Origin of the sequence: Photobacterium lutimaris (assembly GCF_003025555.1) — a bacterium.
Lineage (GTDB): Bacteria > Pseudomonadota > Gammaproteobacteria > Enterobacterales > Vibrionaceae > Photobacterium > Photobacterium lutimaris.
Window position 1 is genome coordinate 101,610 of sequence record NZ_PYMH01000008.1, and the last position, 13,655, is coordinate 115,264.

The window sequence follows — 13,655 nt, forward strand, 5'->3', positions numbered from 1 at the left end:
AACAAGCAAGGCCGGTCAAATGACCGGCCTTGCGCTTTATGTTACTAATATCTCTACTGGAGCGACTAACTGGCTGCGGCAAACACCACAGGCTCATGCGGCTCTAAGGTTACCGCGACCCTTTCGCCGATCTGCAAGATAAGATGTGAATTGACAATCAGGCTGTGGCCTTGGAATTCCACCGTATAGCGGCAAATATCCCCCATAAACAGCTGCTCGGTAATAATTCCAGCCCCATCTTCTGCCGGTTGTACCTTGAGGTTCTGTGGCCGAAGCAACCACTCAGCGTCACCATTGCTGGCAGTGGCTGCATTGACGTTAATCGCCCCGAACGGTGTCGACAGCGTTCGGTTATCAGCCAATGTCACAGGCAAATAGGAGCCAGTACCCAGGAATTCGGCTACAAAGCGGCTGCTTGGACGATAATAGAGCTCGGTTGCGCTACCAAACTGCTCAATTACCCCGTTATTCATTACCGCCATGCGGTCGGCAAAGGCGAACGCCTCTTCGCGGCTGTGAGTCACGAAAATTGCCGTCACACCCTGGGCCTTGAAAATACGGCGGATCTCTTTGATCAAGCCATGGCGCACTTGGGTATCGATATTGGAAAAGGGTTCATCCAGCAGGATCAAATCCGGCTCGCAGGCCAATGCACGGGCAATGGCAACACGTTGCTGCTGGCCACCCGATAGCTGGTGCGGGTAGCGGTCATCAAGCCCGGTCAAGCGGACCAACTCCAGCATCTGCTGGATCTTGGCTGTGACTTTCTCCTTGCTCCAATCACGCAGGCCGAAGGCGATATTTTCCGCCACCGTTAAGTGCGGGAACAACGCATAGTCCTGGAATATCATCCCGATATTACGCTTCTCCGGTGGCAACCAAGTATGTTCATCGGCAATAGTACGACCGTTGATATGGATCACACCGCTTTCCAACGGCAGTAGGCCTGCGATTGCCTTGAGCAGCGTTGTTTTGCCACAGCCACTGGCACCTAGCAAACAAACAATCTCATTGTCTTTTACCGGCAGTGACAAGTTTTCCAGCACGGCCAGACCATTGTATTTACAGGTCAGGTTATTTACAGATAATGCATAAGTCATCAGTGTTTCTGCTCCAAAGAACGGTTTACCATCACCAGTGGGATCAAGCCAACAATGACCAGTAGGATCGCCGGCAAGGCAGCCAGTTCTAGCTGCTCATCAGAAGCGAAATTATAAACATACGTTGCCAAGGTCTCGAAGTTAAACGGCCGCAGCAGCAGTGCGGCATTGAGCTCTTTCATCGACTCAATGAACACCAGCAGGCCCGCAATCAAACAACCACGGCGGATCAGCGGCAAATGGACCCGGCGCAGCATTGCCATTGAGGCATAGCCCATGGTCTTGGAAGCCATATCAAGTGACGGTGGGATCTTGGCCAAGCTACTTTCGATACTGCCCACAGCCACCGCTGCAAAGCGCACCACGAAAGCGAAAATAATGGCAAACATGGTACCGGAGAAAATCAGTCCCGGCCGGCCCAAGCCATTGGCAATGGTAAAGTCATTAAGCAAATGATCGGCGCTGGTCAGTGGGATCATCACACCGATTGCCAGCACTGTCCCTGGTACCGCATAGCCCAAGGAGGAAATGCGGGTCGGCACAACCGTGATACTACGGCCGTCCAGGCGGCGATAGAAATTCACGATCAGCGCCAGTGCTACCGCCAGTACAGAAGCAATAAGCGACACTTTCAAACTATTGAAGCTGTACTGTTGGAACTGGCTGGTCCAGCTATCGCCAAAATAATGCCAAGCATAATAAGCAAGCTGCATCAGCGGCATCAGGAAGGCAAAGCCAATCAAGCCCCAGCACCAAGCCAATGCGAACCACTTCTTCCAGCCGGAAAGGGTATAGCGAATATCATCGCCATGCTCAAATTCCTGCTGGAACAGTTTCTGCTTACGGCGGCTAAAGCGCTCAGCACTGATCAGAACAAAAATCATCAGCAGCATGATAGCCGAAATTTTTGCTGCGGCATTAAGGTTCGAATAGCCAAGCCACGTATCGTACACCGCCGTGGTAAGGGTATTGACCGCGAAATAGTTGACGGTGCCAAAATCGCCCAGTGTTTCCATCGCCACCAGCGATAGACCGACGGCGATTGATGGACGGGCCAGCGGCAAAGAGATACGGCGGAAACTGTCCCATGGACTGCATTTAAGCAAACGTGCCGATTGCAGCAAGCTGGTACTTTGCTCCATAAACGCCGCACGGGCCAACAAGTAAATATAAGGGTAAAGCACCAACGCCAATACTAGACTAGCACCACCAAGCGAGCGGATATTCGGGAACCAGTAATCATGGATGGTTTGCCAGCCCAAAATATCACGCAGTAGGATCTGGACTGGACCGGCATAATCAAACCAGTCGGTATAGATATAACCGATGATATAGCCCGGCATCGCAAGCGGCAGCACCAATGACCATTGCAGCACCCGCTCACCAGGGAGCCGACACATCGCCATCAGCCACGCTGACGGTAAACCGAAAAGCAGGGCCAATAGCATCGTACCGGCCACCAACCAGAAGGTATTGGCGGCATAGGTCGGCATCACAGTTCCCATCAAGTGGGAGAAGACGTCGTCAGTCTCACCAAGGGCGGTGTAAAAAATGGCGAGAATAGGCAACACCAGCAGCAGGGAAAAGCCCCAACCGCTGGTTCGCCAAAAGAGATATTTTTCTTTCATTGCTTACTACTTAGTACCTTTTGCAATCAAGATGTGGCACCGGGGTTCTCCACCTTCGGCAAGCCTTCCCGAGACAGGGGAATAACCTTGCTACAGGAGGGGAGAAACTACCACAACTTATTGGAAAAAGTACTTAGCCTTTAGCAATAAATGGGGCATTACACCCCATTTTTTGTAACCAATTACAGATCAAACTTCACTTCGTCTAGCAGTTTGATTGCTGTGCTGTGGTACTCGGCTACTTTGTCTAGTGATACATCATCGGCTTTGAAGTCACCCCAAGATGCCACTAGTTCTGAACGCTTAACGCCTTCTTTCACAGGGTATTCGTAGTTTACTTCGGCATACATCTGCTGTGCTTTGTCACCAGTCAGGAATTCCATCAGTTTTTGGGCATTTTCCTGGTTAGGCGCATATTTCGCCATTGCCATACCACTGACGTTCACGTGGGTACCGTTACTTTCCTGGCCTGGGAAATTAATGTATACCGCTTCAGCCCATGACTTTTGCTTCTCGTCATTGACCATCTTACCAAGGTAGTAGCTGTTACCAACGGCTAGATCACACAAGCCCTCATTCACGGCTTTAACTTGCGCACGGTCGTTACCCTGAGGCTTGCGAGCGAGGTTCGCTTTATAGCCTTCCAACCACTCTTTGGTTTCAGCTTCACCGTAGTGGGCAATCATCGAAGAAACGAGAGAAATGTTGTATGGGTGCTTACCAGAGCGAGTACAGATTTTGCCTTTCCACTCAGGGTTGGCAAGGTCAGTGTAATCAAAGTCCGCAGGTAGGCGACCAACACGATCACGCGATGAATACACGTTACGGGTACGTAGTGTCAGAGCGAACCATTCGTCTTCGCTATCGCGGAACTGTGCTGGTACATTGCCATCAATGACTTTGCTATCTACGGCCTGTACAAGCTCTTTATCAGAAAGCTCAACCAGACGGCTAATATCCGTTGTCAAAACCACATCTGCAGGACTGTACTGGCCTTCTCGCTGCAGCATTTCAGCCAAACCTTCTTTAGCAAACTTTACATTTACCTTGATGCCCGTTTCAGCCGTAAACTCCTTGAACATAGGCTCAACCAAGAACGGCTGGCGGTATGAGTAAACATTCACTTCTTCAGCAGCGATAGCCGCTTGAGGAGCCGCCAAACCCAATAGAATTGCCGATGCCAACAGCTTTTTCATTTTTATCCTTCCCTTAAACGCAAAATGTAATGATAACGGTTATCAATATCGATCAATTATACTGTAGCCGAAAAGCAAAACAATGCGTAAAAGCAAGAAAAAATAAAAAACGCTGCCAATTAGCAGCGTTTTTTTAAAGTTGTGAACTAAATATATGTTACTTATTTCACACTGACGAACTCTGGGTAGGCATCGATACCACAGTCGTGCAAATCCATCCCCGCCAGCTCTTCTTCTTCGGTCACTCGGATGCCAACGGTGTACTTCAGTACAGCCCATACCGCCAGGCTTGCAGCAAATACCCAGCCGAAGATAACAGCAGCACCTAATAGCTGCGCACCAAAGGTCGCATCAGCATTGCTGAACGGCACAACCATCAGGCCAAGGAAACCACACACACCGTGAACCGAGATAGCACCGACTGGGTCATCAATCTTGATCTTGTCCAAGCCGATGATACTAAACACGACAACGGCACCCGCTACCACACCGATAATCACAGATGACATTGGCGATGGAGACAATGGGTCGGCAGTAATCGCTACCAGGCCAGCCAAGGCGCCGTTGAGGATCATTGTTAGGTCGGCCTTGCCCCATGTTGTCTTACACACAGCCAGTGCAGCGATGGCACCTGCTGCGGCAGCAGCGTTGGTGTTCAGGAAGATCTGTCCGACAGCCGTGGCGTTATCAAAGTCAGACACCATCAGCTGCGAGCCGCCGTTGAAGCCGAACCAGCCCAGCCACAGGATAAAGGTACCCAGTGTCGCCAGCGGCATGTTTGAGCCCGGGATTGGGTGGATAGCCCCGTTCTTGCCATATTTCCCCTTACGGGCGCCCAGCAGTATCACACCCGCCAAAGCTGCTGCTGCACCGGCCATATGGACGATACCCGAGCCGGCAAAGTCACTGAAGCCCGCCTCAGACAGGAAGCCGCCGCCCCACGTCCAGTAGCCTTCTAATGGGTAGATGAAAGCAGTCAAAATGACAGAGAAAATGAGGAATGACCACAGCTTCATACGCTCGGCAACCGCCCCAGATACAACAGACATCGCCGTTGCCACAAACACGACCTGGAAGAAGAAATCAGATTCCAGTGAGTGATCGGCTCCCTCGGCCTGCGTACCAATCAGGGCACCAATGGAAGGGATCCAGCCACCTTCACCATTATCAACATACATAATGTTGTAGCCGACAATCAGGTACATGGTACAAGCGATGGCATACAAGCAGAAGTTTTTGGTTAGAATTTCAGTGGTGTTCTTAGAGCGCACCAAGCCGGCTTCCAGCATGGCAAAGCCCGCAGCCATCCACATCACCAGCGCACCAGAAATCAAAAAGTAAAAAGTATCGAGTGCATAACGCAGCTCAGTTACAGTCGTTGCGAGTTCCATAATCTTCGTCCCCTACGCTTAATTCTTATAAAGCTTCTAAATCCGTTTCACCGGTACGAATACGTACTGCATGGTCTAGGTCATAGACAAAAATTTTGCCGTCACCAATCTTGCCGGTCTGTGCAGCCTTTGAAATGGCTTCGATAATGGCCTCTAAATTTTCAGCCTGAGTGGCAATCTCCAGTTTGACCTTCGGCAGGAAGTCGACCTGATACTCCGCACCGCGGTACAACTCGGTATGGCCTTTCTGGCGACCGAACCCCTTCACCTCAGTAACGGTCATTCCCTCGACCCCAACATCTGCTAGCGCTTCACGTACATCATCCAACTTAAATGGTTTGATTATTGCGTTGATCAATTTCATTGCCTGCTCCTCAAAACGGAATTCCTTCTCAATCACAGTTCAATAACAAACAAGCAACGTGCCAACTTTTTTAATACTTTATTTTCAACGATTTAAAAAAATATGTGATGTTAATACAAAAAAGGCCGCACCGTAATAGTGCAGCCTTTTCACCGAAATAAAGCATTCGCCCACTCAACCGGGCCTGTTGGTCAAAAACGGGTAACGAATCCTCGCCACGCCGTCAAAACCTGTGCAAAGTCCTCAAACCCGCAAACTGCCATAGCCTCTTCGTCATAGAAGTCCATGTCATCTTCCAGTTCAGTATCGTCCTCTGAAAACAAGTAATTAGCTTGTATAACCGCCTCGTTGTCCTGCAAGGTGAGGGTAAGCTCATCACCTATAACGCGCCATTCCTGGGTGCTGTTTTTCAGTGCACCAAGCTGGGACATCACAGTGTCCATCTTGTCAAAGTCCTTGCCGATCTCTTCCACCAGCCAGCGCCCTAAGGCTTCATGCCCCATCGAGAAAACCGCATGATAGCTACCGTCCAGGGTATTCTTTTTAAAATCGTAATCCATAGCTATCCTCTGTGTGATGTCAGTGATCTTAAGTGCAATGATGGTAAACTTGACTGAAGCGGGGTGATGTACTCGCCTCTTCGCGCAAGAGCGCACATTTTCAGGATCTGACACAGAAATGCAACTCAATGCGACCATTGCCCGGCAAATCGTCGAGCGGACGATGAAAATCATCCATTACTCGGTCAATGTGATGGACGAACATGGCCGGATCATTGGTTCAGGCGATCCCAGCCGCCTCAATCAACGCCATGAGGGTGCCGTACTGGCCATCACTGACAACCGGGTCGTCGAGATTGATCCCGGTACCGCGTTGCAGCTCAAAGGTGTTAAACCCGGCATTAACCTGCCTATTGTCTTCCGCGACCAAATTATAGGCGTCGTAGGGGTTTCCGGCACACCTGATCAAGTGCGTAACTATGGCGAACTGGTCAAGATGACCGCCGAACTGATCGTCGAACAAGAAGCCTTGATGTCTCAGGTCCAGTGGAACAAGCGCCATCGCGAAGAACTGGTACTGCAGCTGATCAAGGACACCGAGCTCAATGACGCCCAACTGCTCTCCATTGCCCAGAAGCTCGATCTGGATCTGGCCCAGCCGCGCATAGCTGCCTTGGTCAAAGTACTCCCAGCTGAAGGCGAGTCATTGTCACTCGAGCACCTGCAAAAAATGGTACATCTACTCGAATACCCCGAGCGCGATAACCTGGTCGGGATCCACTCGGTGTCGCTCAATGAAATTGTGGTGCTTAAGCCTATCACGTTAGAAGAGGCGGGGTGGTCACGGGATATCGAGCAAAAGCGGATCAACAAACTGATGCGCCGGGTTGCCAAGGAGAGCCAGTTCTCGATTCAGATCGCCCTGGGCGACTACTTTCCCGGCCTGCCGGGGTTATCTCGCTCATTCCAAACAGCCCAGGCGACTCTCAGTGCCGGTAAAAACGACGAGGATGTCTTGTTCTACCAAGATCACCTGCTACCTGTATTGCTCAGCGGACTCAAAGACGACCCTTGGCGCTACGAGCAATTGGTCAAACCGCTCGATGCTCTCAAGGCCAATGACCCCAAAGGGACCTTGCTCAAGACCCTAAAGATATTTTTTGCTCAGAATTGTGATTTAGCTCAAACGTGCGAAATGCTCCATATTCACCGTAATACCCTGCGTTACCGACTCGATCGTATCGAACAGGAAACACAGCTAAGTTTCAATAACTTATCTGACAAAACCCGATTATACATCGCCCTCTCCTGTTAGTTCAAAAAACCAACAACTTGTGCAGGCGCACAAAAAAGAAGATCTGGGGTGATGATTTTTCGTCACCTCGCCTAAAGCCAAAAGCCACCAGTCCGAGTACATTCCACCGCAGTTAGGAATTTTCTTTTTTCTTTTTAATTTTGACGTGGAATAGAACATGGTAGAAGTATCAACACTTGGCGCGCTGGCTGCGCTGGTAGTGGCCATTAGCCTGATCCTGAAGAAAGTCCCACCTGCTTACGGCATGATCATCGGTGCCCTTGTCGGTGGTATTGTCGGCGGTGTATCTCTGACCGATACCGTTAACCTGATGATCGGCGGTGCCCAAGGCATTGTCACAGCAGTGCTACGGATCTTGGCTGCGGGTGTGCTGGCCGGCGTACTGATTGAGTCCGGCGCGGCGACTTCCATCGCTGAAACCATTGTCAAAAAAGTCGGTGAAACCCGCGCCCTGCTGGCACTGGCCGTCGCCACCATGATCCTGACCGCCGTCGGCGTCTTTGTCGACGTTGCCGTTATCACTGTCGCCCCCATTGCGCTGGCGATTGCACGCCGTGCCGACCTATCAAAAATGGCTATCTTGCTGGCCATGGTCGGTGGTGGTAAAGCCGGTAACATCATGTCGCCAAACCCCAATGCCATTGCTGCCGCTGATGCCTTTAATGTCCCGCTAACATCAGTGATGGCAGCCGGTGTGATCCCTGGCCTGTGCGGTATGGTTTTCGCTTATTTCATCGCTAAGAAGCTGGTTAACCGCGGTAGCAAAGTGGCCGAGCACGAAGTCGTCGCAGTCGACCACAGCCGCCTGCCGACATTCGGTGCAGCCATTGTGGCTCCGCTTATCGCAATTTCTTTACTGGCGCTGCGCCCTATTGCCGGGATCAATGTTGATCCACTGATCGCCCTACCATTAGGTGGCTTGGTCGGTGCCGTTGTCATGGGCCGCTTCCGCGATACCAACCACTTTGCTGTATCTGGCCTGACCCGTATGGCACCGGTTGCTGTCATGCTACTGGGTACCGGTACCCTGGCTGGTATTATTGCCAACTCAGGTCTGCGCGACGGCCTGATTGATTTGCTAACCGCTTCTGGCCTGCCATCTTACCTGCTCGCGCCTATCTCCGGCTCTATGATGTCACTGGCCACCGCTTCCACCACGGCAGGTACTGCCGTTGCTGCTAGCGTGTTCAGCCACACGATCCTTGAGCTGGGCGTACCGGCACTCGCTGGTGCGGCAATGATCCACGCCGGTGCCACAGTGCTAGACCACATGCCGCACGGCAGCTTCTTCCATGCCACAGGCGGTGCTGTTCATATGGATATCAAAGAGCGTCTCAAGCTAGTGCCATACGAATCAGCAGTCGGTCTCGTGATCGCTGTCATCTCAACCCTTATTTTTGGTGTATTCGGTTTCTTCGTTTAAGGATTTATAGCCATGAAAATTATTATTGCCCCTGATTCATACAAAGAAAGTTTGACGGCCATGGAAGTGGCAACGGCTATCGAGGCGGGCTTCCGCCAAGTCCTACCGGAAGCGGAATACCACAAATTGCCAATGGCTGACGGTGGCGAAGGCACCGTTCAATCTCTGGTGGATGCGACCAACGGCTCAATCATCGCGCACCCCGTTACTGGCCCGCTGGGCGAGCAGGTAGAAGGCTTCTACGGTGTGATGGGAGATGGCCGCACGGCGATCATCGAAATGGCTGCCGCTTCCGGTCTGCATCTTGTTGCACCCGAACTGCGCAACCCGCTAAAAACCACCACCTTCGGTACCGGTGAATTGATCAAAGCGGCGCTGGACAAAGGCGTCGAGCACATCATTGTCGGTATCGGCGGCAGTGCCACCAACGACGGCGGTATCGGTATGGCCCAGGCGCTGGGTATCCGCCTGCTGGACGAAAACGGTGAAGAAATCGGTTTTGGCGGTGCTGAGCTAGCCCGTATTGCGACTGTCGACAAAACCAACCTTGATCCACGCCTAGCAACTGTGAAGCTGGAAGTCGCTTGTGATGTCGACAACCCGCTATGCGGCCCTAAAGGCGCGTCGCATATCTTCGGCCCACAAAAAGGTGCCACACCACAAATGGTCGAGCAGCTTGATGTGAATCTGGCCCACTACGCTGACATCATCAAAGCCCAACTGGGCCGTGATGTGAAAGACATGGCCGGTGCCGGTGCTGCCGGTGGCCTTGGTGCCGCCCTACTTGGCCTGCTAGATGCGAGCCTGCGCCCGGGTATCGACATTGTGATGGATGCGGTCAACCTGCTGGATGTGTGTGCTGATGCCGACCTGGTCATTACCGGTGAAGGCCGTATCGACAGCCAGACGGTTCACGGCAAAACCCCTATCGGTGTTGCCCGTTCCGCCAAGCGGTTCAATATCCCGGTGATCGGTATCGCAGGTTGTCTGGCCGCCGATTGCGACGCGGTTTACGACCACGGTATCGACGCCGTATTCAGCGTGACACCTCGCGCGATGGATCTCCAAACAGCCATGGATGAAGCAGCATTCAATGTCCAGATGACCGCACGCAACGTGGCCGCGATGCTGACGGTGGGCAAACGCTAATCCTGATCTTTCGCGCAGACCGTTAAGTTGTAGGGTAGAGCTTCATTCTTTCCCATTTGAAGCTCCTACCCTACGCCTCTAGCCTCTAGCCTCTAGCCTCTAGCCTCTAGCCTCTAGCCTCTAGCCTCTAGCCTCTAGCCTCTAGCCTCTAGCCTCTAGCCTCTAGCCCGAGTGTTACCTTCCCCACAAAAACACCAACCCAAGCAGTGTTAGCCTCCTCACAGAACCACACATTGATCCGCGTCATTCAGACTATGGTCATCTCCCCCGTAGTCTAATAGGGCAAGCTACTCTTATTCTCGTGAAGGATCCTGTCATGGACAAACTACTTGCTCTCCTATCCGGCCGAAACGGATCTCACCGTATCGAAGATCTGCTCCTGCTGTTGCTCCGGTTGGCCATCGGCGGTGCAATGCTGACCCACGGCGTCGGCAAAATAATGAACTTCAGTGAGCTAGCCCCGACATTTATCGACCCGCTCGGCATTGGCTCCACCCCAAGCCTGGTATTGGCAATGCTGGCCGAAGTACTGGGCTCTATCGCCCTGATGCTGGGTGTACTAACTCGTGTCAGCGCCTTGGTACTACTGTTTACCATGGGAACCGCCACCTACGCGGTAGGAATGCTAAAAGGCTGGGCGGGGGCCGAACTGGCCTTTATCTATTCGCTGGTTTACCTCACCCTGATGGTACAAGGCGGTGGCCGTATCGGTCTTGAGCACTTCTGGCTGAGCAAGCGCCGTAAAGCGAAAGCATTGGCCAAAGAGAAAACCGCTTAAACCTTTATTCTTGATACTTACCATAAAAAAACGCCTCCAATTGGAGGCGTTTTTTATTATTGATTTTCAAGTATCAGCCAGTTAACCCTTAGGCCGGTTGCTGGATGATCACATCCTCGGCCTTCTTGGTGTACTGCGCCATGCGGTGGAAGTTGAGGTAGCGATAGGTATCCGCTGCCGTCGCATCGATCTGCTTGGCGTACTCAAGGTATTCGTCCTTGGTTGGGATACGGCCAAGAATCGCACCGACCGCTGCCAGTTCGGCAGAAGACAGGTAGACATTAGCACCGGTTCCCAAACGGTTCGGGAAGTTACGGGTAGAAGTCGACATCACGGTTGCCTTATCAGCAACGCGGGCCTGGTTACCCATGCACAATGAACAGCCCGGGGTTTCAATACGCACACCCGCACGGCCAAAGATGCCGTAGTAGCCTTCTTCGGTAAGCTGATCTTTATCCATCTTGGTTGGTGGTGCGACCCACAGGCGGGTATCGAGCTGGCCACCGAACTTCTCAAGCAGTTTGCCTGCAGCACGGAAGTGGCCGATGTTGGTCATACACGAACCGATGAACACTTCATCGATTGCAGTACCCTGCACATCGGATAGCAGACGCGCATCATCCGGATCGTTTGGTGCACACAAGATAGGCTGGTTGATATCTGCCAGGTCAATGTCGATAACATGCGCGTACTCGGCATCGTTATCTGCTTCCATCAACTCAGGGTTTGCCAACCACTCTTCCATCGCCGTGATACGGCGCTCGATAGTACGGCGGTCGCCATAACCTTCGGCAATCATCCACTTGAGCATCACGATATTCGAGTTCAGGTACTCGGTAATCGACTCTTGCGACAGCTTCACCGTACAGCCCGCAGCACTGCGCTCGGCTGATGCATCAGACAGTTCAAATGCCTGCTCGACCGTTAGGTGCTCAACCCCTTCGATTTCCAGTACACGACCAGAGAATTCGTTGATCTTACCGGCTTTCTCAACCGTCAACAGGCCCTGCTGGATCGCGTAGTAAGGGATGGCATGCACCAAGTCACGCAGGGTGATCCCTTCTTGCATCTCTCCTTTGAAACGAACCAAAATAGATTCTGGCATATCAAGCGGCATCACACCGGTGGCGGCGGCAAATGCAACCAGACCCGAGCCAGCAGGGAACGAGATCCCCAGAGGGAAACGGGTGTGAGAGTCACCACCGGTACCCACGGTATCAGGCAGTAGCATACGATTTAGCCATGAGTGAATAACCCCATCGCCCGGACGCAGCGACACGCCACCGCGGTTCATGATGAAGTCAGGCAGAGTATGGTGGGTATTGACATCAATCGGCTTAGGATAGGCCGAGGTATGACAGAACGACTGCATGGTCAGTTCAGCCGAGAAGCCCAGGCACGCGAGATCCTTTAGCTCATCACGGGTCATTGGGCCGGTGGTATCTTGCGAGCCTACCGTTGTCATTTTCGGCTCACAGTAGGTCCCCGGACGGATACCTTCCACACCACAGGCTTTACCCACCATCTTCTGGGCTAAGCTGTAACCTTTACCTGAATCTTCTACCGCCACTGGGCGACGGAACACATCCGATGAAGGTAGGCCCAGCGCTTGGCGGGCACGATCCGTCAGGCCGCGGCCGATAATCAACGGTATACGGCCACCAGCACGCACTTCGTCAATCAGCACATCTGTTTTGAGCTCAAAGGTCGATACCACATCGTCACTACCGTGGCGACGAACTTCCCCTTTGAACGGGAAGACATCAATCACATCGCCCATGTTCAGCGCCGTGACATCCACTTCGATCGGCAGTGCACCAGCATCTTCCATGGTATTGAAAAAGATAGGGGCAATCTTGCCGCCAAGAACATAACCACCGGCGCGCTTGTTAGGGACATTAGGGATATCGTCACCCATGAACCACAGCACCGAGTTGGTTGCCGATTTACGAGAAGACCCCGTACCGACAACATCACCGACATAAACAAGCTGGTGACCTTTCTCTTTCAGCGCTTCAATCTGCTTGATAGGACCAATTGAACCTGGTTGTTCAGGCTCGATACCTTCACGCTCGCTCTTCAGCATCGCCAAGGCGTGTAACGGGATATCAGGACGTGACCATGCATCCGGTGCCGGTGAAAGATCATCGGTATTGGTTTCGCCAGTGACTTTGAATACCGTCAAGGTGATTTTTTCAGCCAGCTCTGGCTTGGATAGGAACCAATCGGCGTCTGCCCAGGATTGGATCACCTGCTTGGCAAATACATTACCGGCTTTGGCTTTTTCCTCGACATCATAGAAGGCATCGAACATCAGTAGAGTATGGGACAACGCTTTGGCCGCAATCGGGGCCAGGGCATCATCGTCAAGCAAGGCGATCAGCGGTTCGATGTTGTAACCACCTTGCATCGTACCCAACAACTCGGCCGCTTTTTCCTTGCTGACGATTGGGGACTGCGCTTCGCCTTTAGTCAGTGCCGCAAGGAAACCAGCCTTGACGTAGGCCGCTTCATCGACACCAGGGGGAATACGATTTTCCAGCAGATCGAGCAGAAAGGCGTCCTCACCTGCCGGTGGGGTCTTCAGTAATTCAACCAAAGCGGCAACTTGCTCAGCATCGAGAGGCTTTGGAACAACTCCTTCTGCAGCACGTTCTTCGACGTGTTTACGGTAGGCTTCAAGCACGACATATTCCTCATTTTAGGTTTGGCCGCAATGGCCAAACATCCTTGGAAGTGATTGATCTGCCGTTAGCATGGTGGAAGGTCGTGATATTCCTTCTGTCACATAGAAAATGTTTCTATTTCAGC

General features: G+C 52.2%; 11 protein-coding genes. 4 read left to right on the plus strand and 7 right to left on the minus strand.

All coding sequences use genetic code 11. From position 1 onward, the window contains the following. Positions 1-65: 65 nt before the first annotated feature. The 6 genes from C9I99_RS16705 to C9I99_RS16730 all read right to left on the minus strand — a co-directional run bounded on the left by C9I99_RS16705 (position 66) and on the right by C9I99_RS16730 (position 6,239). Complete coding sequence (locus C9I99_RS16705; RefSeq protein WP_107349993.1) at positions 66-1,100, minus strand: ABC transporter ATP-binding protein; 1,035 nt, start codon at positions 1,098-1,100, stop codon at positions 66-68. Next, on the minus strand, positions 1,100-2,728 hold the full coding sequence (locus C9I99_RS16710; protein ID WP_107349994.1) for an ABC transporter permease: 1,629 nt from the start codon (positions 2,726-2,728) through the stop codon (positions 1,100-1,102). Before C9I99_RS16710 ends, C9I99_RS16705 begins: the two co-directional genes overlap by 1 nt. Before the next feature lie 182 nt (positions 2,729-2,910). Then, positions 2,911-3,924 (minus strand): Fe(3+) ABC transporter substrate-binding protein, encoded by a 1,014-nt coding sequence (locus C9I99_RS16715; RefSeq protein WP_107349995.1) that lies wholly within the window; start codon positions 3,922-3,924, stop codon positions 2,911-2,913. 161 nt (positions 3,925-4,085) lie between these two features. Then, positions 4,086-5,315, minus strand: a complete 1,230-nt coding sequence (locus C9I99_RS16720; RefSeq protein ID WP_107349996.1) for an ammonium transporter — start codon at positions 5,313-5,315, stop codon at positions 4,086-4,088. Between the two features lie 25 nt (positions 5,316-5,340). Beyond that, positions 5,341-5,679 (minus strand): P-II family nitrogen regulator, encoded by a 339-nt coding sequence (locus tag C9I99_RS16725; RefSeq protein WP_107349997.1) that lies wholly within the window; start codon positions 5,677-5,679, stop codon positions 5,341-5,343. Between the two features lie 191 nt (positions 5,680-5,870). Continuing rightward, entirely contained in the window at positions 5,871-6,239 is a 369-nt protein-coding gene (locus tag C9I99_RS16730) for a YacL family protein (RefSeq protein ID WP_107349998.1), read from the minus strand. A 118-nt stretch (positions 6,240-6,357) separates the two neighbouring features. Between C9I99_RS16730 and C9I99_RS16735 the strand changes: the two genes are divergently transcribed. The 4 genes from C9I99_RS16735 (at position 6,358) to C9I99_RS16750 (ending at position 10,844) form a co-directional block, all read left to right on the plus strand. Then, complete coding sequence (locus tag C9I99_RS16735) at positions 6,358-7,494, plus strand: sugar diacid recognition domain-containing protein (RefSeq protein WP_107349999.1); 1,137 nt, start codon at positions 6,358-6,360, stop codon at positions 7,492-7,494. Between the two features lie 157 nt (positions 7,495-7,651). Next, complete coding sequence (locus tag C9I99_RS16740; RefSeq protein ID WP_107350000.1) at positions 7,652-8,917, plus strand: GntP family permease; 1,266 nt, start codon at positions 7,652-7,654, stop codon at positions 8,915-8,917. Between the two features lie 12 nt (positions 8,918-8,929). Further along, complete coding sequence (locus C9I99_RS16745) at positions 8,930-10,066, plus strand: glycerate kinase (protein ID WP_107350001.1); 1,137 nt, start codon at positions 8,930-8,932, stop codon at positions 10,064-10,066. A 316-nt stretch (positions 10,067-10,382) separates the two neighbouring features. Continuing rightward, positions 10,383-10,844 carry a DoxX family protein gene (locus C9I99_RS16750; RefSeq protein ID WP_107350002.1) on the plus strand — a complete coding sequence of 154 codons (462 nt, stop codon included), beginning with the start codon at positions 10,383-10,385 and terminating at the stop codon, positions 10,842-10,844. An 88-nt stretch (positions 10,845-10,932) separates the two neighbouring features. Here C9I99_RS16750 and acnB read toward each other — a convergent pair whose 3' ends face one another. Then, positions 10,933-13,530, minus strand: a complete 2,598-nt coding sequence (acnB, locus tag C9I99_RS16755) for a bifunctional aconitate hydratase 2/2-methylisocitrate dehydratase (RefSeq protein ID WP_107350003.1) — start codon at positions 13,528-13,530, stop codon at positions 10,933-10,935. Positions 13,531-13,655: the final 125 nt, after the last annotated feature.

Bases quoted from the DNA above. Each gene is read 5' to 3' on its own strand.
- C9I99_RS16745 (WP_107350001.1), top strand. From the start codon at position 8,930: ATGAAAATTATTATTGCCCCTGATTCATACAAAGAAAGTTTGACGGCC.
- C9I99_RS16725 (WP_107349997.1), bottom strand. From the start codon at position 5,679: ATGAAATTGATCAACGCAATAATCAAACCATTTAAGTTGGATGATGTA.
- C9I99_RS16740 (WP_107350000.1), top strand. From the start codon at position 7,652: ATGGTAGAAGTATCAACACTTGGCGCGCTGGCTGCGCTGGTAGTGGCC.
- C9I99_RS16705 (WP_107349993.1), bottom strand. From the start codon at position 1,100: ATGACTTATGCATTATCTGTAAATAACCTGACCTGTAAATACAATGGT.
- C9I99_RS16750 (WP_107350002.1), top strand. From the start codon at position 10,383: ATGGACAAACTACTTGCTCTCCTATCCGGCCGAAACGGATCTCACCGT.
- C9I99_RS16720 (WP_107349996.1), bottom strand. From the start codon at position 5,315: ATGGAACTCGCAACGACTGTAACTGAGCTGCGTTATGCACTCGATACT.
- C9I99_RS16710 (WP_107349994.1), bottom strand. From the start codon at position 2,728: ATGAAAGAAAAATATCTCTTTTGGCGAACCAGCGGTTGGGGCTTTTCC.
- C9I99_RS16730 (WP_107349998.1), bottom strand. From the start codon at position 6,239: ATGGATTACGATTTTAAAAAGAATACCCTGGACGGTAGCTATCATGCG.
- C9I99_RS16735 (WP_107349999.1), top strand. From the start codon at position 6,358: ATGCAACTCAATGCGACCATTGCCCGGCAAATCGTCGAGCGGACGATG.
- C9I99_RS16715 (WP_107349995.1), bottom strand. From the start codon at position 3,924: ATGAAAAAGCTGTTGGCATCGGCAATTCTATTGGGTTTGGCGGCTCCT.